The following is a 17,190-nucleotide window of genomic DNA, read 5'->3' as shown; positions in this document are numbered from 1 at the left end:
GAGGTCCCCCCCTGTAGGAGCGCCCCACCGTCCATGTGAAAGGTCCAGGCCAGCACACTACCTCCGTGCCCCTGGGTCGCCGCAGCGACGTGACCCGATCAAAAAAGATTTTTGATCAGCCGTCAGCGCCTTGGAGTCGAACGCGGGTGAAACCGGACAACCCACCCGGTGGCCGGACCGGTTCCCCGAAGCATGGAGTCCCCGCTCATGAGGCACCACCCCGCACGCGGCCTGCTGGCGCCGCTCCTCGTGTTGTTCGCATTCTCTGGCTGCATCATCCACGAGAACGATGACAGTTGGCTGGACGACGAGGAACTCTGCTACTGCGCCACCAACGCCGACTGTGACGCCGACCAGTACTGCCGTGCGGGCTACTGTCGCGACCTGGGGCCCAACGCGGATCGGTGTACCTCCACGCTCGAATGCCCCGGCACGGAGATCTGCATCAACTCCGTCTGCAATCAGCCCTGCACCCGCACCGCCGAGTGCTCCTCCGGTGGCAGGTGCGAGGACGGCTTCTGCACCCCGAGTAGTTCGCGGCCGCCGCGTGACGGCGGCACTCCCGATTCCGGCCCGAAGCCCGACGGTGGCCCTCGCCCGGATGGCGGCGGTCGTCCCGACGCGGGTCCTCCCGACGGGGGGCATCCTCCGATGGATGCGGGTCCGGGGCCCGTGTGCCAGGTGAACGCGGACTGCGGCACGGGGAACTACTGCATCAACAACCAGTGTCACCGCGGCTGCGCGACGGATGGGCAGTGCTCCAGCACCGAGGCGTGTGTCTTCGGCGTGTGCCGCCCGCGTCCGCCGGACCCGAACGCGTGCCGCACGGCGGCGGATTGCTCGGGTGGCAAGGACTGCGTGGACGGCCAGTGCCGTGCGCAGTGCGAGTCCACCACTCAATGCCCCGCGGACCAGTCCTGCCAGATTGGCTACTGCCTGCCCATTCCCCACGGCGGTGAGTGCCGCGCCAACTGCGAGTGCCCCTCGGGCCAGGTCTGCACGAACGGCCAGTGCCGCTCCACGGAGCCGGAACCGGGTCAGACGTGCCTGGCGAACTGCGACTGCCCCTCCGGCCAGGTCTGCACCAGCGGCTACTGCCGTCCTCCCGCTCCGCCGCCTCCTCCGCCCGACGCGGGCCCGGGCAATGCCTGCGCCGCCAACTGCGACTGTCCTTCAGGTCAGGTGTGCACGAACAACTACTGCCGCGCGCCTCCGCCTCCGACGCCGCAGGATGCGGGCACCACCACCGTGTGCCGCGCCAACTGCGAGTGCCCGGCGGGAGAGGCCTGCATGGAGGGCGCGTGCAAGCCCGTCAACCGAGGGAGCGGCAAGGCCTGCGTGGCCAACTGCGAGTGCCCGGCGGGAGAGCGCTGCCAGGAAAACGTCTGCTGGCTGTAGTCCGTCATGACGGGTGGCGCGCTGAGGTCCGTCCTCAGGGCGCCACCATCCGCCAGCAGCGGTGGATGTCCTTGCGCTGGAAGTCCTCGGGGATGGAGGCCGGTGTGAGCTCCTCCACGGACTTCCAGCCGCGCGTCGCCTTGGCGTCGAGCTGAAAGCCGAGGAAGTTGTTGGAGAAGTAGAGGACGCCTCCGGGTGACAACAGTGTCCGGAGTGCGTCCAGCAGGCGCGGGTGGTCTCTCTGCACGTTGAACGAGCCCGTCATCTTCTTCGAGGTGGAGAAGGAGGGCGGGTCGCAGACGATGAGGTCAAAGCGCTCGGGGCCCCGGGCTTGGGCCTCCACCCACGCCTTCGCGTCCGCGCGGATGAGTTCGTGGCGCGAGCTCGCCAGTCCATTCAGGTCCAGGTTGTCCTCGGCCCAGTCCAGGTACGAGTTGGACAGGTCCACCGTCACCGTGCTCGCGGCGCCACCCGCGGCGGCGTACACGGTGAACGCGCCCGTGTACGCGAAGAGGTTGAGGAAGCGCTTGCCCTTGGCCTCCTCGCGCACGCGCTGACGGGTGTCGCGGTGGTCCATGAAGAGGCCAGTGTCCAGGTAGTCGCCCAGGTTGACCCAGAACTTCAGGCCCCGCTCCTCCACCACGAGCCGTCCATTGCCCTGGCCCACGCGGCCGTACTGCGCGCGGCCCCAGGGTTGGGGCGTGTGCGTCTTGACGAAGACGCGCTCGGCGGGGACCTCCAGCACCTCCGTCACCGCCGCGAGCACCTCCGTGCGCTGCGTCTCCGCCGTGCCGGACTTGAGCGCGCGTCGGCGCGGGTACTCGGTGACGTGGACGCAGTCGCCGTAGATATCCACCGCGAAGGGGTACTCGGGGATGTCCCTGTCGTAGACGCGGAACGACGTCAGCCCCCGGGCCTGGGCCCACTTGCGAAAGTGCTTCGCGCCCTTGCGCAGCCGGTTGGCGAACATGGCCGCCTCGGTCGTCCCGGGTATCTCGTTGCCGCCGTTGCCGTGAGTATCGTGTGGGTCTGCCATCTCGGCCCCACTCATCCCTGACTCGCGGACGGACGACAAGCTCGGAAGAGGTCGCTTCGGGCGGTCAGGTGACGAAGCGCACGCCCCCCGCGCGGGCATTGCGGCGAGTGCTGGGGGAGGGAAGACTCGGCGCCATGAGTGTGCGCGTCGAGAAGAGCGGCCCCATCACCACCGTCGTCCTCCAGCGGCCCGAGGTGCGCAACGCGGTGGACGGCGCCACCGCCCAGTTCCTGGCTGACGCCTTCCGCGCCTTCGATGCCGATTCCGACGCGCGCGTGGGGGTGCTGTACGGCGACGGCGGCACCTTCTGCGCGGGCGCGGACCTCAAGGCCGTCTCCGAGGGCCGCATGCCGCGCCTTCAAGTCGACGGGGACGGCCCCATGGGCCCGTCGCGCATGGTGCTGGGCAAGCCCGTCATCGCGGCGATTTCAGGCCACGCCGTGGCGGGTGGCCTGGAGCTGGCGCTGTGGTGCGACTTGCGCGTGGCGGAGGAGGACGCGGTGCTGGGCGTCTTCTGCCGGCGCTGGGGCGTACCGCTCATCGACGGCGGAACGGTGCGGCTGCCCCGGCTCATCGGCCTGTCTCGGGCCATGGACCTCATCCTCACCGGACGCCCCGTGTCGGCTCAGGAGGCGCTGGCCATGGGACTGGTCAACCGCGTGGTGCCCCGGGGGCAGGCACGCGAGGCGGCCGAAGCGCTCGCCCGGGAAGTGGCCGCGTTTCCGCAGGCTTGCATGAACGCGGACCGGGCTTCGGCCTACGCCCAGGGGGGCCTGGGCCTGGAAGAAGCGCTGCGTCAGGAGTTCGTGGGGGGCGTGAAGGTGCTGGAATCGGAGTCCATCGCCGGGGCCACCCGCTTCGCGAAGGGGGCGGGGCGGCACGGGACGTTCGAGTAGGGCAGCGGGGCTGATGCACGGCCCAGGGGGCTGTGTTACTCCCCCGCCCATGCGCTTCGACACTCTCGCCATCCATGCCGGTCAGGAGCCGGACCCCACGACGGGCGCCATCATGACCCCCGTCTACCTGACCTCCACCTACGTCCAGGACGGGCCCGGAGAGCACAAGGGCTACGAGTACAGCCGGACGCAGAACCCCACCCGCAAGGCGCTCCAGGACTGTCTGGCCGCGCTCGAGGGCGCGAAGTACGGCGCCGCCTTCGCCTCCGGCCTCGCGGGCACGGACATGCTGATGCACATGTTGGATCACGGTGACCACGTCATCGTCTCCGACGACGTCTACGGAGGCACCTTCCGCCTCTTCGACAAGGTCTACAAGCGCTGCGGCCTGAACTTCTCCTTCGTCGACCTGTCCGACCCGAGAGCCTTCGAGGCGGCGATTACGCCGAAGACGAAGATGGTGTGGGTGGAGACCCCCACCAACCCGATGCTCAAGCTCATCGACCTGGCGCGCATCGCCGAGGTCGCCAAGAAGCACAACATCCTCGCCGTCGCCGACAACACCTTCATGACGCCGTACTTCCAGCGCCCGCTGGACCTCGGCTTCGACGTGGTGGCGCACTCCACCACCAAGTACCTCAACGGACACAGCGACGTGGTGGGCGGCTTCGTCTGCACCAGCCGCGAGGACGTGGCCGAGCGGATGTACTTCCTCCAGAACGCGGTGGGCGGCGTGTCCGGCGCCTTCGACAGCTTCCTCGTGCTGCGCGGCGTGAAGACGCTCCATGTCCGCATGGACCGCCACGCGCACAACGCGATGAAGGTGTCCCAGTTCCTCGCCACGCACCCCAAGGTGAAGAAGGTCACCTACCCGGGCCTGGAGACGCATCCGCAGCACGCGCTCGCGCGCCAGCAGATGACGGGCTTCGGCGGCATGCTGACGTTCGACATCCACGGCGGCCTGGAGGCGGCGCGCCGCTTCCTCAAGACGGTGAAGGTCTTCGCCTGCGCGGAGTCGCTCGGCGGCGTCGAGTCCCTCATCGAGCACCCGGCCATCATGACCCACGCCTCCGTGCCCAAGGAGACGCGCGAGAAGCTCGGCATCGCCGATGGCTTCATCCGCCTGTCCGTCGGCATCGAGGACTCGCGCGACCTCATCGATGACCTGTCCCAGGCGCTCGACGCGGTGAAGTAACCGCGAAAGGCCCCGCGCCTTGCGGGCTTCCAAGGGCCTCCCCGCTCCCTCGCACACGGGACGCGCGGAGGCCCTTCGTCTGTCCACGCCCTGCCAACCGTGGCTCGCGCTCGGCTGCCCTGCCGCCTGGGGGGAAGGGCGAGTGTTCACAAATGGAATGTCGCCAGATGGGTTCCGTTTGGGCTCCCATCATGAGCGACCGACGCAATCTCTCCACATGCTTCCTGGGCGTGCTGCTCGCGGCCGTTGCTGGCTGCGACGAGCTCCCCGCGTCCGCCGACCAGGACGTCGTTCCACCCGAAGTCCCCACGACGGAGTCGCAGGTCTCCGAGGCCGCCTTGACGGCGCCCGACTGCCGCATGCTCGCCACCGCCTCCGTGACGGCGAGCGGTGACGACGGTGATGGCAGCGTCGCGGCCAACTCGCAGGACGACAACCTGGACACGCGCTGGAGTGGTCCGGGCAAGGGCGCGTTCCTCATCATGGACCTGGGCGCGTCCCAGACGCTGGTGGGGACGACTGTCGCGTGGCACCGGGGCAACGAGCGACAGAACCACTTCGTCCTCTCCACGTCCGAGGACGGCGCCACCTTCACCCAGGCGTATGCGGCCGACAGCGCATTGAACAACCAGGCGCAGACGTATGCGTTCAGCGCGCGCAAGGCCCGCTACGTGAGCATCACCGTGAATGGCAACACGGTGAATGACTGGGCCTCCATCGCGGAGACGCGCGCGTGTGGTGAGCAGACCGTGCCGCCCGCGCCCACCGCCGACTCCGGACCGGTGTTGCCGCGCCTGCCGTACCTCCAGAGCGTGGGGCCCACGAGCGCCATCGTCGTGTTTCGCTCCGGCGTGTCCTGCACGCCCTTCGTCCGCTTCGGCGAGGGCACGTTGCTGGCGCGCACGGCGACAGCCACCGTCGCGGGCTGGCGTCACGCGGTGAAGCTGGAGGGCCTGCAGCCGGGCCGCGCGTATGGCTACAGCGTGGAGGCGTGTGGCTCCGTCACGGGGCTGCGGACGTTCCGCACGGCGTCGGCGCCGGGGACGCGGCGCGTGCGCTTCACCACGATGGGTGACTTCGGCACGGGCGGCTCCGCGCAGTCGAAGGTGATGGCGATGATGAACAAGCCGGAGTGGCGCGGAGAGTTCCTCGTCGCGCTGGGGGACAACGCCTACTCCTCCGGTACCGAGCAGGAGTTCCAGGACCGGATGTTCAAGCCCATGGGGGCCCTGCTGCGCGAGGTGCCGGTGTTCCCCTCGCTGGGCAATCACGAGTACGTGACGAACCAGGGGCAGCCCTACCTGGACAACTTCTACCTGCCCACCAACAACCCGGCGAAGAGCGAGCGCTACTACTCGTTCGACTGGGGCAACGTGCACTTCACCGCGCTCGACTCCAACTGCGCCATCGGAATGGCGTCTTCGGACCGGTGCTCGGCGGCGGCGCAGAAGACGTGGGCCGAGCAGGACCTGGCGGCCAGCGCGCTGCCGTGGAAGGTCGTCTTCTTCCACCACCCGCCCTGGTCCAGCGGAGAGCACGGCTCGCAGCTCACCATGCGCCGCACGTACGGCCCGCTCTTCGAGAAGTACGGCGTGGACCTGGTGCTCACCGGGCATGACCACAACTACGAGCGCAGCAAGCCGATGAAGGGAGACGCCGTGGCGCCGTCGGGCACGCGTGGCATTCCCTATGTCGTGGTGGGCAGCGGCGGCGCGACGCTGCGCCCCTTCGCGGGCAGCCAGCCCTCGTGGACGGCCCTGCGCGACAACCAGGTGTATGGCTTCATGGACGTGGTGGTGGACGGCGGCACGCTGACGGCGCGGCTCATCACCTCCACGGGGACTGTGCGCGACACCCTCACGGTGACGAAGTCGCTGCCGGCGGTGCGCACGTCGTCCCAGGCCCAGACGCTGGAGCCGATGGAGACGGTGCCTGGACCCGTGGATGACCCGGCCAACATGCCGGAGAGCCTGAGGGTTCGGCCTCCGCTGCCTCCAGCGGACCGGCTGGAGGACGTGGCCGACGCGCCTGAGCCTCCCGCGCGAACCGAAGCCCCCGAGTCCGAGTAGGCCCGGCATCACGACGCCGGGGTTGAACAGGGCCTCCCGTGCTCCCTCCCTGGAGTCGGGAGGCCCTTCATCGCTCCAGCGGTGGTGGGGCGCGGGTGCCACGGCGCGACGGCTCCAGGGCCGCGTGCCGTGGCGCAAGTCCGGATGGCTACGGGCGCGCGGCCTGTGCGTGGACGGCGGCTTCCAGGCGCGACAGACCGCGCTTCAGCTCGGCCAGCTCGGCCTTGAGGGTGTCGACCTCGGCGGTCTTCTCGCGCAGCTCCCGCGTGCGGACCTCCAGCGCCTTGATGGCGGCCAGATTCACGCCGCCAATATCGAGCATGCCGATGCTCGTGTCGTCCGCGCCCAGGCCGAAGGCCGCCCGGAAGTCCTGTGCCATGGGGCCCAGGTGCCGCACATCGGACTGCTCCTGCTTGTAGCGCCAGGTCGAGATGGGCAGCTCGGAGACCTTCGCCAGCAGCAGCTCGCCGTCGACGCTCCGGAAGCCCTCCTTCTGGTTCCGGTCCGACGTACAGGTGAAATTGCCGCCGCCCGGCGCCAGGTCGCAGCCCGCGCTGGCGTCCGCGCTGGCGCGAAGGCGAATGCCACCCGCGGCGCGCACCATGAACTGGTTGTTGCCGGTGTTGTTGATGACGGTGGCCGTCGACTGGTCGCCCCAGATGAACGAGCCGGTGTGGCCGTTCGTCGACGCCGCTTGACCGAGCGCGATGCTGTAGTCGGCGTTCGCCGTGACGCCGGAGCCCAGGGCCACGGCGCCCTGGCCGGAAGCGAGGTTGAAGAGTCCCCCGGAGATGGCCCCATTGCCGCTCGCGGTGTTCGTGAAGCCCATGGCCACGCTGTTGGTCCCATGGGCACTGCTGGACTTGCCCAGGCACGTCGAGGACTCGGCGCTCGCGACGCAGCTCTCACCCATGGCGAACGATGCTTTCCCGCTGGCGGTGGAGAGGGTGCCGCCCGCCCAGGAGAACAATCCGACGCCGCTCTCATCCCACTGGGTGTCGGCGTTACCCGCGCGGAAGGCTCCCTTGTGGGGCGCCCACATGAGGCGGGCTCCCTTGCCCGTCATGGGGAGCTTGCCCTGGCCCTGCTCGCCTCGCACCAGCAGCCCACCGGCGGAGTCCACGGTGAAGAGGGGGAACGCGGTCCAGCTCACGCCGTCCGACGTCGTGTTCTGGAGCTTCAAGAGGGACGTGGGAGTGGCGATGGCCGTCGCCGCATCGACGAGCAGGTCGGAGCGAGTCGTCATCCGCCCGCGCGTGGTGCCCGTGCCCGACAGCGAGAAGGAGGCGTCCTGGGCGAGGACGCCATTCTGGATGTAGTTGGTGCTGCCCGGCAGGGGCTGGCGCGCATCGGTGAGGCGCGGGTCGCTGCTCGGCACGGGGGCGGTGGCTTCGTCTCCGTACCGGAGGCTCAGGACATCGTCCTTCAGCTCCAACCCTGTCCCCACCTGCCAGGATGGGCCCACGGGGCCAATGGGACCTTGAGGCCCCGCGACGCCCTGGGGTCCCGCGACGCCTTGAGGTCCCGCGGCGCCTTGCGGCCCCTGGAGTCCCTGGCCGCCCTGCGCGCCGTTCACACCATCGGACCCACCACAGCCCAGGCCGGCGAAGACGACTCCCAGCGCGGCCAGCCACGTCCCGACCTTCATTCGATGCCTCCAGGCAGATAGGGCGGGGAGCTTACCGCCCTACGCGCCAGGTCATCTCGGGAGATGGACTGCCTTCAGTGTCGTACCCCCGGGGCTGTCTGCCCGGCGATGACCGCCCAGGTGGCGAGCGCGCTGTTGACGCTGGTCCAGTATCCGTAGGCCTCGTAGTACCAGACGGCCCAGTGCGCCTGCATGTCGAGCCGGCTGGGCGCATCCGGCAGGTCTCCGTTGATTTGAGGGTCGGAGGCGTTGCGGATGACGAGCCACAGGGGTGCGGTGTTACCCAGTTCCTCCGCAACCATGCCGAGCACCGCGTCGCCCATCTCCACACCCGCGCCAACGGCTTCCAGGCCGTTTCGCGAGGTGCCGAACTCGAAGAAGTCCGTGGTGAGGATGGGGTGGAAGGCGGGCAGGTCCCTGCCATCGAGCTTGATGTCGGGGGTGCTGCGGGGGCCCTGGAGCAAGGGTCCGTCGAAGGCGTAGCGCTTGGTGGGCGGCCCGAAGTCCGGCTCGCCGAGCTGTGGCGCGTGCTGGGCCATCAGCCGCTCCGCGTCGTCGAAGAAGCGGGTGGGGACGTCCATCTCGCAGCGATAGGTCTTGTCGTTGAAGGGTTCGTTGCGGAACTCCTGGGAGAGTCGGAAGCGGGCGGCGCGGGTGACGATGACGTCGCCCAGTTCGTGGTCCGCGAACGTCGCTCCGGCGGTTCCCACGGTGATGACCATGCGAGGCTTCACCTCCCGCAGCAGTTGGTGGAACAGGTCCTTCACCGGCAGCGTCGCGGTGCCGACGCCGGTGCGCATGCCGTCCTGGTTGAGGTGCAGCTCCGACTTGAAGCACAGCACGCTCCGGCCACCGATGTCGGTGAGGAACCAGCTTCCCAGGCGCTGCACGCGCTGGGCGGGCGCCGACTTGCGGATGAGCGGCTGGTAGTGGCTCTGGAAGTTCCTGTCGTATGGGTACCAGGCGGTGCGCCGCACGCCCGGGGTGAGGGTGTCCGCCAGGGCCTCCACTTCGGCGACCGTCCACGTGACGACCAGGTAGTCGGCTTGCGGAAGCGCGGCGCCGGGGTCGGGTGTGGTCGGCAGTCGTCGGGGACGCGGCTCCAGGCCCGTGGGCCAGGTCAGCCCCAGGGCCACCTCGGCGGGCAGGGGGCCTCTGGGAAGGGCCGTCGCCTCCAGTGGCTGCTCGTCCACCGTGGCGCCGTATTCGATGATGTGCCGGGCAATCAGCTCCGGGCTGCTCAACAGGGTGTGGGGATTGGGCATGACGCACCTCCAGCGTCTCTTCTTGAAGCTAGGAGCGATGGAGGGGCGAGGCCCGTTGCCCCGCCTGCTCGCGGAGGACGCGGCGGGACAGCTTCAGTGCTCGATGACCGCGTCCGTGAGCGCCCTGCGCCAGCGCGGCTCCAGCCGAGCGTCCGCGCTGCGATGGCCCAGGGCGATGACAATCGGAATCACCGTGCCGCGCGGCAGCCCCAGCGCCTTGGCGACCTTGGGGGCGTCGAAGCCTTCCATGGGGCACGAGTCCAGTCCTCGCGCGGACGCGGCCAGCATGAGCGTCTGGGCCGCATAGATGCCGCTGCGCGCCGCCCAGTTGCGCATGCCCGACGTGCCGATGGGTAGGAGCGAGTGCACGGGATTCAGCAGCGACAGCAGGGCGCGCATCGGCGTCCAGAGCAGCAGCGGGGCCAGCTTCAGGAAGCGCGTGAACTTGCGGACCTGTCCCAGGTGGTAGGTCCTGGACCGGGCATCCAGGTCCGTGGCGTGCTCGACGTGCTCGAGCTGCCGCGCCGCTGTCCTGAGGCCGATGCTCCTGCTTGCGGCGACGACGACCAGCGTCGACGCGGACCGGGCCGCGCGCTGGGCGTGGCAGGCCTCCACCACGCGCTGCTTCAGGTCCGTGTCCCGCAGCCAGTGCAGCTCATAGGGCTGGAGGTTGCCGCTCGATGGCGCCAGCAGCGCGGCCTGCAACACCGCGCGCACGTCTTCGTCCGGGAGGGGGGCTCCATCGAAATCGCGGATGGCGCGGCGGTGCTCGTTGACCTCGCAGAAGTGGCTCCAGCGAGGCTCGGTGTGGGGCTGGTCTGTCATGTGTCAAGAATGTAAGTTGGGGCTTGGATTCACAACTTGCATTCAGGACCCAGCGATGGCCGCGCGAAAGCCCAGGACCTCTCCCCGCAAAAAGCCGAAGCAGGACCGCTCCGTCGCGACGGTCGACGCGATTTTGCAAGCCGCGACTTACATTCTGGTCCGCGAGGGCTGGGAGGGCTTCACCACCAACCGCGTGGCGGAGCGGGCCGGGGTGAACATCGCCTCGCTCTACCAGTACTTCCCCAACAAGGAAGCCATCGTGGTGGAGCTCCAGCGGCGACATGTCGCGAAGTCACGGGAGGGGATGCAGGGGGCCATCTCCGCGCTGCGGGCGCAGAAGACGCTTCCGCGCGTGCTCGAGCTCGTGGTGGAGGGGGCCATCGCCGAGCATCGTGTTGCGCCGGAGTTGCACCGAATCTTCTCCGAGGAGCTGCCGCGCTCGGCCCGGGCTCCCTCGGAGGTGCCGGATGCGCAGGTGGACCGGTTCTGGAGGGAGGTGCTGGCGCCGTTCGTGCGCAACGTGACGGACCTGCCGCTCGCGGCCTTCTTCGTCCGGGTGACGCTGCACGCGGTGATTCACGAGGCGGCCACTTCGAGGCCGGAGCTGCTGGACCGGCCTGACTTCGCCAGCGAGGTGGTGTGCCTGCTCGACCGCTACCTTCGCCGAGCGGCCCCGGCGCGCTCACGGACGCGCGCGGGGTAGGCCTCAGACTGGACTGCTTTCGGAGCGCTGCCTGAAAGCGCGGCCCCGGACGTGACTCCGAGGGGTATTGCATTGTCAGTTGGAATCCTTGCCTGGGGTTCGGCCGTCAACCGGGTGCCGCAGGACGCACCTTGGCGTCCCGGACCGACGGTGTGCTGGATGCGTACCAGTGGCGCCGCGCTTAATGCCGTACCTTGCAGGCGTCCGTCAGCGCGGCATCACGTCCAACGCATTGACGTCACTCCTGGTGGATAAATTGCTCACCATGACAAACGTGCAATCCATCGGGTTCACCGCATTCGTCGCCGCGCTCTCGCTGCAATGCGCCACCCCTGGGGGGCGCTGCATGGACAGCGAGACGTGTTGCCTGCAGTCACATCCGGGCAACCCGGCTGCGTGCGGTTTCACCGATGCGGAAGCTGCCATCATCCTCGCGGCTGCCGCGACGGCCACGTCAGTGCTGGCCACGTCGAGCGAAGGCGACGACCCCGATGAAGGATGGCGACAGCACTGCATCGACAACTATGTGCGGTGCAAGAGCCAGAAGAAGCCGCGATGGGTGGGGCCTTGCTATGACTGCCTACGCAACTGCGAAGGCCAACACCAATGGCCTTACGAACTGTGCAGCCAGAGTAAACGCTAGGGGCTTCCGATGCCGGACCATAGAACTTGGAACGAAATCAGGGAACTGAATCGCCGCGTCATCGACCTCGGGGAGCCGTTCGCCCTCACGGATGAAATCCGAGCGCTCTTGATTGGCACGGCCTCCGAGGTGGCTATCGCGCCGCAGGAGGTCTCCCAGGCCCTCCAGGGCGACGCGAGTGCCGCCGCTCTGCTCAAGGAGATTGCGAAGCGCATTCGCGTGGGCTCGTGGCGCCTGTCGCGCGCTCTTGCCGAAGTGGACAAGCGCCAGGAGGAAGGTGACCTTGACGCCGCGCGTGCACCGCTTCTGGAGCTGCTTGATGTTGAGGTTGTTCCATTCTACCGCGAGCTTGCCCAGGTGCAGTTGGACGCGCTCGACGAGCCGTAACGGCAATTGGGGCGCTCCCGCCAAAACGGAGCCCCGGAGCACTACGGCGGCGCCGCTCCGTCGCTCGGTGGCGCCTCTTGCCTGCACGCCGCGCCCGTCCGTGCCGTAAGCCGCGCATCCAGATACGCGGCCCATGTGCGCTCCGAGTCGCGCGCCGCCGTCAGCGCGGCGCACATCACCTGCGTATTTGCATACCGGGTCATGGAGGATTCCGCCGAGGGTGGCCGGTGAGGCCCGCCCGCCTGGAACGAGCCGTCTGCTTCCCGTCAAGCCGAGAAGAATGGGCTCGGGAAATGTCCCACGGAATGAGGGTCATGCGTCTCGCTTCGTGGGTCGAGCCTCCCCCGACGCCCGCGCCGGGCGAGACTGACTGTGGGGGCAGGTGTCGGCCCAGGGTGAGGTCCTTGCGTGCGCGAGCCAGTGAATGAGGTCGAGCAGACCGAGGGCTACTACCGTCGCTACGGTGAGGCCGTGCACCGGCGTTGCCTGCGCTTGCTTGGCGACGACGCGCTGGCCTGGGACTCGACGCAGGAGGTGTTCCTCCGCGCCCACGCGCACCTGACGCAGCTTCGCGCCGCCGGCTCTGCCTTGTCGTGGTTGCTCACCGTGGCGGACCGACAGTGCTTCTCGGTGCTGCGTCGCCGCCGCACGGAGGCCACCAGCGCGCTGACGCGACTGGCTCCGCTTCCGGACGCCCACGCTTCACCGGAGGCCACGCTGGAGCGGCTCCTGGTGGATGCGGACCTGGTGAGACGTGTCCTCGCCCACTGTCCGGAGGACGTCCAGCGCATCGTGGCCCACCGCTTCATCGACGAGCTGGAGCAGGAGCAGATCGCCACGCTGCTCGACGTCTCGCGCAAAACGGTGCAGCGCAAGCTCCAGGCCTTCTTCGACACCGCACGGCGGCTGCTGGAAGTCGCCCCCCGTCCTGAGCCGCGAAAGGGAGCGGTCTCCGCATGAGCACCTCATCCATTCCTCACTTCCCGGGCGTGCCGGACCTCCTGGTGGAGCGCTACCTGTGTGACGAACTCTCTTCGGAAGAGGCTCGTCACGTGGAGGAGGCGGCCAGGGCCTCGCCCGCGCTGGCCGCGCACCTGCGCGAGCGACGGGCGGAGAAGGCGGCCTTCTCCCTCGTGCGTCCCTTCGGGCCGGTGCGCGCGCGTCTGGAGGTCCCTCGTCCGAGCCGCTGGCGGATGCTCTGGCGCTGGAGCCAGCCCGTGCTGGTGCTCGGCGTGGTGCTGGCGGCGGTGCTGCCCCGGCTTCATTCGCTCCAGGAGGTGGAGCGGGTGCGCGTGCGCGGTGGCCTCACTGCGCGGGTGCTCGTCAAGCGAGGCGACGTCGTCTTCGAGCAGGGGCCCGGCGCGGTGCTGCGTTCCGGCGACAGGGTGCGCGTGGAGGTGGAGGACGTGGAGGGGGGCGCGCTCTATGTGCTGGCGCTGAGTGAGCGTGGCCGCGTCACACCGCTCCAGGGTTTTCCGGCCACGGGGGGCGCGTTGTCCATGCAGCCGGGGCGGTGGGTGTTGCCCGGGAGCCTGGAGCTGGATGACGCCCCCGAGCAGGAGGCGCTGGTGGTGGTGCTCGCGGCCGACGCCCGTGATGCACCGTCGCCAGAGGCCATCCATCGCTGGCTGGAGCAGGCGGCGCGAGAGACGGTCTTCCCACCGTCACTCACGCCGCTGCCCGGCACCCGCCACGCCGTGCGCGCGCTGCCCAAGGAGCTGCCTTGAGCGCCGGGGCGGCGCGCGTGCTCGGAGGCCTGCTCGTCCTCCTCGCCGCCTCTGTCGCGAGCGCGGAGAACCGGTTCTCCATCAGCGTGGGACACAACCTGGGCCGGGACACGGATGAGCCCCTGCGCTGGGCCCAGCAGGACGCCGAACGCATGGACGCGGTCTTCGGCCAGCTTGGCGGCGTGCCCGAGGATCGCCGCATCCTCCTGCGCGGTGAGTCGGTCTCGAATCTCCGGCTGGGACTGGCGCGGATGCGAGGCCGCATCGAGGAGGCTCGCCGCGCCGGGGAGCGCACGCTGCTGTTCTTCTTCTACTCAGGCCACGGAGACGAGGCCGCGCTGCGCATGGGTGGGGAGGCGCTCCCGCTCGTGGAGCTGCAACGGCTGCTCGCCGAAGTCCCTGCCACCGTCACCATCGCCATGATGGATGCCTGTCACAGTGGCGCGCTCGTGCGCGGCCGGTCCAAGGGCCTCAAGTCCGCGCCCGCCTTCGATGTCTCCTTCCTCCGACAGGTGGGGCCGGAGGGCCGCGTGTTCATCGCCTCCGCCGGCGCACACGAGGTCGCGCAGGAGTCGGACAGCCTCCGGGGCTCGTTCTTCACGCACCACCTGATTTCGGGCCTGCGGGGCGCGGCGGATGTGGACGCCGACGGCCGCGTCACCCTCACGGAAGCCTATGGCCACGTCTACCACCGCACGCTCGCGGGCTCCCATGGCTCCACGGCGGCGGTGCAGCACCCGGAGCTGTCCAGCCAGCTCGCGGGAGAAGGGGACCTGTTCCTCACCACGCTCTCGCGAGCCCACGCGCACCTCGAACTTCCTCCCTTGGTGGGGGACAGCGTCGTGCTCGTGGACGAGCGCACGCTGCAGGTGATGGCGGAGGTGGAGCCGCGGGCGGAGGACCCGGTGAGCATCGCCCTGCCTTCGGGGCGCTACCGCGTGCAGGTGCGGCGTGGCTCGCAGGTGCTCTACGGCAAGGTGTACCTGCCCTGGGGCGAGAGGCAGCGCTTGAATCCCGAGTCCCTGGAGGTGCGCACCCTGGCCCTGCACCAGCGCAAGGGCGAACTCCTGGATGCCAGCTCCTGGCGACTTCAAGCGGCGCTGGGCGCGGGCCGCTCCTCGACGCAGTTGGGCGGATGGGGGCCGCAGGTGGGCGTGCTGCTCGCGCGCGAGGGCACGGGAGGGCTGGGAGTGTCCTTCCTCGGGGGCCTCACGCTGGGAGCCACCCGGGGCTCAACCACCGCTCAGGACCTGGAGCAGTTGGAGCTGGGGCTGTGGAGTGGCCTGGGCGTGGCGGGCTCCTTGGGACGTGTCTGGGCCGGAGCCCATGCGGGCCTCGGAGTGCTGGGCCTGGTTCAACGCGCGACGAGCCCGGACGCGGAGCGACGCCGGGAGCTGGGGCTGCCCGCGCGGCGGACACGCACGGGCGCGGGAGCAGCCGCGTTCGCCTCGCTCTCCGCGGAGGTGCCGGTGGGGGCGCGCACGGGCCTCTTCGCTCGGCTGGGCGGCCATGTCGCGTTGATGCGCGAGGATGAAAAGCTCCGCACGCAACTCGCGCCACAACTGCTGCTGGGTTGCACCTGGGGGCTGTGACACGGAAGCGCGTGAAAGGGATGTCCCACGCCTCGCTGTCCGCGCGTCTCCTTTCTCGCATCGTTCAGGTGGCCCGAGCGCATTCGAAGCACGGCGCGCGTGTCTCCTGGCCGGTGTCTGTCACGCGACATGGGATTGCTCCCATGCACCGAGAGGAAGGCCATATGACGACGAGGCTGGAGCGCGGTTTCTGGAAGTGGGGCCTGCTTTCACTGGCATTGGCGGGGTGCGGCGGTGTCCTGGGGGACGAGGCGGGGGATGAGCCGCTGCTCACGCTGGAGGGGACGCTTCAATCCAGCGCTTCATTCGATCTGGGCAACTCCAACTCCGACCGGCTGCGAGCGGCGCTGCTCTGGAACACCTGGCCCAAGGTCGTCGTGGACTGCCTGGTCCAGCAAACGTACCCGGAGGGCATCTCCAAGTGCGCGCGGCTGAGCCCCAGGTCGTCGTTCCACCATCCCGGGGTGGACGTGAAGGTGAACGGCCGGTTCCCCAACTCCTTCAGCATGCCCCTCAATCGCCTGCCGGAGCCTGGAGCCCTGATGGGGGAGGAAGGCTCCCGGCTGGGCATGGCCTATGTGATGGCCTACGTGGACGGCAACGGCAACGGCAAGCTGGACCGAGTCCCGACCGAGGCTCTTTCCAGCCCTGACATCGTCGTCGGGTTTCAGGAGGGCTTCGACGGAGAACAGACGGAGAGCTCATTCATCATGTTTCGCGAGGGCGCGCTCCACCCGCTCTTCCACCTGGACTTCCCGAACTGCCCGGAGATTCCCCAGGGGTACTCCGTGGTGACGATGCGCTACACGCCTACCTCCGAGGAGTGCTTCGTGACGACGCGCAAGGTGGACGTGAACGTCGTCCTGAAGGCGAGCCAGGCCCTCCAGCAGATGGCCTGTGAGCTGCCCAACGCGAGCGTCCTCGTGGACTCGGTGCGCGCCTCCACCATGGGGCCGCCACCGCCGGGGAGCACCCAGCGCTGCGGCACGTACATCCGTCCCGTGTCGCGCCTCGACCAGGTGCTGCTCGTGAACCCCCATCCGGAGCGCTTCTGCACCGCCGCGAACACGGTGGCGTACACGCTGCGAGACTACTGGGATGGCGCCTGGGATGACCGGGCCTCTCCTCCCGCGTGGTGGCCCTGCCCGGTGACCGCGCCCTGAGGTGAGGACCGCGAGGGGGCAGGCCGGGTGCGCTGCCCCTTCGCGACGAGTCACCCGACTGCGGCACGGAAGAATTCCGAGTGTCACAGCCTGTCGTGACGAGGACCGCGACTCCTGACTCCGCGAGCCCATGAATCCCAGGCGACGGATTCATGGGGCACTTCTGAGCAGAGATTGGCCGCGTCCATCCATGCTGGGTGGCTCAACGCTCCGAGGACTGTCTACATACAGCGGTTTTCACAGACACCCAGCAGGCAGAACCAGCACGGACCCACGCAGCCGGGACGACAGGCCGCGTTGGCGTGCTCGCTGTCGGCGAGCAGCATGCCCTCCGGCGGCGTGCTCACTTCCAGGTCACACGTCGCGTCTCCTTCCACTTCAACGAGCGCGGCCTGAGGCTCACCCATGGACAGGGCGGCGAGCCCCACCACGAGCAACATGCACAGCACCATGGACCACTGGCTCTTGAGCAGCTTCGCGAACATGCGTGTCTCCTTGGCAGTGCCTGACGAGGCCACGCCAGTCTGTCATGAAAACAACCAATCCAGAAAGTCGAGGATAGATGGTTCGGGAGCGGATGGGCGCCGCAATGCGTTGCCCTGGCCCCGCGAGCGGCCTATGCAATGCGCCAGGGGGCCACGCA

General features: G+C 69.0%; 17 protein-coding genes. 11 read left to right on the top strand and 6 right to left on the bottom strand.

Annotated elements, in window-relative coordinates; genetic code table 11:
* Positions 1-207 precede the first annotated feature (207 nt).
* The gene (locus HUA78_RS31675; protein WP_174464168.1) at positions 208-1,398 is read left to right on the top strand and encodes a hypothetical protein; all 1,191 of its coding nucleotides are present in this window, start codon (positions 208-210) and stop codon (positions 1,396-1,398) included.
* Positions 1,399-1,432: 34 nt separating this feature from the next.
* On the opposite strand, the gene HUA78_RS31670 is transcribed toward HUA78_RS31675, so the two are convergent.
* Positions 1,433-2,434 carry a class I SAM-dependent methyltransferase gene (locus HUA78_RS31670; protein ID WP_371745698.1) on the bottom strand — a complete coding sequence of 334 codons (1,002 nt, stop codon included), beginning with the start codon at positions 2,432-2,434 and terminating at the stop codon, positions 1,433-1,435.
* Positions 2,435-2,568: 134 nt separating this feature from the next.
* Between HUA78_RS31670 and HUA78_RS31665 the strand changes: the two genes are divergently transcribed.
* The 3 genes from HUA78_RS31665 (at position 2,569) to HUA78_RS31655 (ending at position 6,594) form a co-directional block, all read left to right on the top strand.
* Complete coding sequence (locus HUA78_RS31665) at positions 2,569-3,330, top strand: crotonase/enoyl-CoA hydratase family protein (RefSeq protein WP_174467408.1); 762 nt, start codon at positions 2,569-2,571, stop codon at positions 3,328-3,330.
* Between the two features lie 49 nt (positions 3,331-3,379).
* Complete coding sequence (locus HUA78_RS31660) at positions 3,380-4,525, top strand: cystathionine gamma-synthase (RefSeq protein ID WP_141642414.1); 1,146 nt, start codon at positions 3,380-3,382, stop codon at positions 4,523-4,525.
* A gap of 191 nt (positions 4,526-4,716) precedes the next feature.
* The gene (locus tag HUA78_RS31655) at positions 4,717-6,594 is read left to right on the top strand and encodes a metallophosphoesterase (RefSeq protein ID WP_174477831.1); all 1,878 of its coding nucleotides are present in this window, start codon (positions 4,717-4,719) and stop codon (positions 6,592-6,594) included.
* A gap of 148 nt (positions 6,595-6,742) precedes the next feature.
* On the opposite strand, the gene HUA78_RS47580 is transcribed toward HUA78_RS31655, so the two are convergent.
* The 3 genes from HUA78_RS47580 to HUA78_RS31640 form a co-directional block, all read right to left on the bottom strand.
* Entirely contained in the window at positions 6,743-8,242 is a 1,500-nt protein-coding gene (locus HUA78_RS47580) for a tail fiber domain-containing protein (protein ID WP_174464165.1), read from the bottom strand.
* A 74-nt stretch (positions 8,243-8,316) separates the two neighbouring features.
* Positions 8,317-9,507 (bottom strand): hypothetical protein, encoded by a 1,191-nt coding sequence (locus HUA78_RS31645; protein WP_174464164.1) that lies wholly within the window; start codon positions 9,505-9,507, stop codon positions 8,317-8,319.
* A 93-nt stretch (positions 9,508-9,600) separates the two neighbouring features.
* Entirely contained in the window at positions 9,601-10,332 is a 732-nt protein-coding gene (locus tag HUA78_RS31640; protein ID WP_174477830.1) for a nitroreductase family protein, read from the bottom strand.
* Positions 10,333-10,387: 55 nt separating this feature from the next.
* Between HUA78_RS31640 and HUA78_RS31635 the strand changes: the two genes are divergently transcribed.
* The 3 genes from HUA78_RS31635 to HUA78_RS31625 all read left to right on the top strand — a co-directional run bounded on the left by HUA78_RS31635 (position 10,388) and on the right by HUA78_RS31625 (position 12,065).
* Complete coding sequence (locus HUA78_RS31635) at positions 10,388-11,035, top strand: TetR/AcrR family transcriptional regulator (protein ID WP_174464162.1); 648 nt, start codon at positions 10,388-10,390, stop codon at positions 11,033-11,035.
* Between the two features lie 184 nt (positions 11,036-11,219).
* A complete protein-coding gene (locus HUA78_RS31630; protein WP_174477829.1) occupies positions 11,220-11,678 on the top strand; it encodes a hypothetical protein in 459 nt (152 codons plus the stop codon).
* Positions 11,679-11,687: 9 nt separating this feature from the next.
* Positions 11,688-12,065 (top strand): DUSAM domain-containing protein, encoded by a 378-nt coding sequence (locus tag HUA78_RS31625; protein WP_174464160.1) that lies wholly within the window; start codon positions 11,688-11,690, stop codon positions 12,063-12,065.
* Between the two features lie 41 nt (positions 12,066-12,106).
* Here the strand turns inward: HUA78_RS31625 and HUA78_RS31620 are convergent, their stop codons facing one another.
* Complete coding sequence (locus HUA78_RS31620; protein WP_174464159.1) at positions 12,107-12,268, bottom strand: hypothetical protein; 162 nt, start codon at positions 12,266-12,268, stop codon at positions 12,107-12,109.
* Positions 12,269-12,473: 205 nt separating this feature from the next.
* Between HUA78_RS31620 and HUA78_RS31615 the strand changes: the two genes are divergently transcribed.
* The 4 genes from HUA78_RS31615 to HUA78_RS31600 all read left to right on the top strand — a co-directional run bounded on the left by HUA78_RS31615 (position 12,474) and on the right by HUA78_RS31600 (position 16,547).
* Positions 12,474-13,025 carry an RNA polymerase sigma factor gene (locus HUA78_RS31615; protein ID WP_174477828.1) on the top strand — a complete coding sequence of 184 codons (552 nt, stop codon included), beginning with the start codon at positions 12,474-12,476 and terminating at the stop codon, positions 13,023-13,025.
* On the top strand, positions 13,022-13,792 hold the full coding sequence (locus HUA78_RS31610) for a hypothetical protein (RefSeq protein WP_174467415.1): 771 nt from the start codon (positions 13,022-13,024) through the stop codon (positions 13,790-13,792). The genes HUA78_RS31615 and HUA78_RS31610 overlap by 4 nt, the downstream gene beginning before the upstream one ends.
* The gene (locus HUA78_RS31605; RefSeq protein WP_174477827.1) at positions 13,789-15,384 is read left to right on the top strand and encodes a caspase family protein; all 1,596 of its coding nucleotides are present in this window, start codon (positions 13,789-13,791) and stop codon (positions 15,382-15,384) included. Before HUA78_RS31610 ends, HUA78_RS31605 begins: the two co-directional genes overlap by 4 nt.
* A 164-nt stretch (positions 15,385-15,548) precedes the next feature.
* Complete coding sequence (locus HUA78_RS31600) at positions 15,549-16,547, top strand: hypothetical protein (RefSeq protein ID WP_174458582.1); 999 nt, start codon at positions 15,549-15,551, stop codon at positions 16,545-16,547.
* Between the two features lie 221 nt (positions 16,548-16,768).
* On the opposite strand, the gene HUA78_RS31595 is transcribed toward HUA78_RS31600, so the two are convergent.
* Positions 16,769-17,032: a hypothetical protein gene (locus tag HUA78_RS31595; protein WP_174458583.1), complete on the bottom strand. Its 264-nt coding sequence runs from the start codon at positions 17,030-17,032 to the stop codon at positions 16,769-16,771.
* Between the last annotated feature and the right edge of the window lie 158 nt (positions 17,033-17,190).

It is taken from the genome of Myxococcus sp. CA033, assembly GCF_013336625.1.
In the GTDB taxonomy this organism is placed as follows: domain Bacteria; phylum Myxococcota; class Myxococcia; order Myxococcales; family Myxococcaceae; genus Myxococcus; species Myxococcus llanfairpwllgwyngyllgogerychwyrndrobwllllantysiliogogogochensis.
Note: the sequence above shows the minus strand (reverse complement) of the source record. Positions and strands in the feature narration are given on the sequence as shown.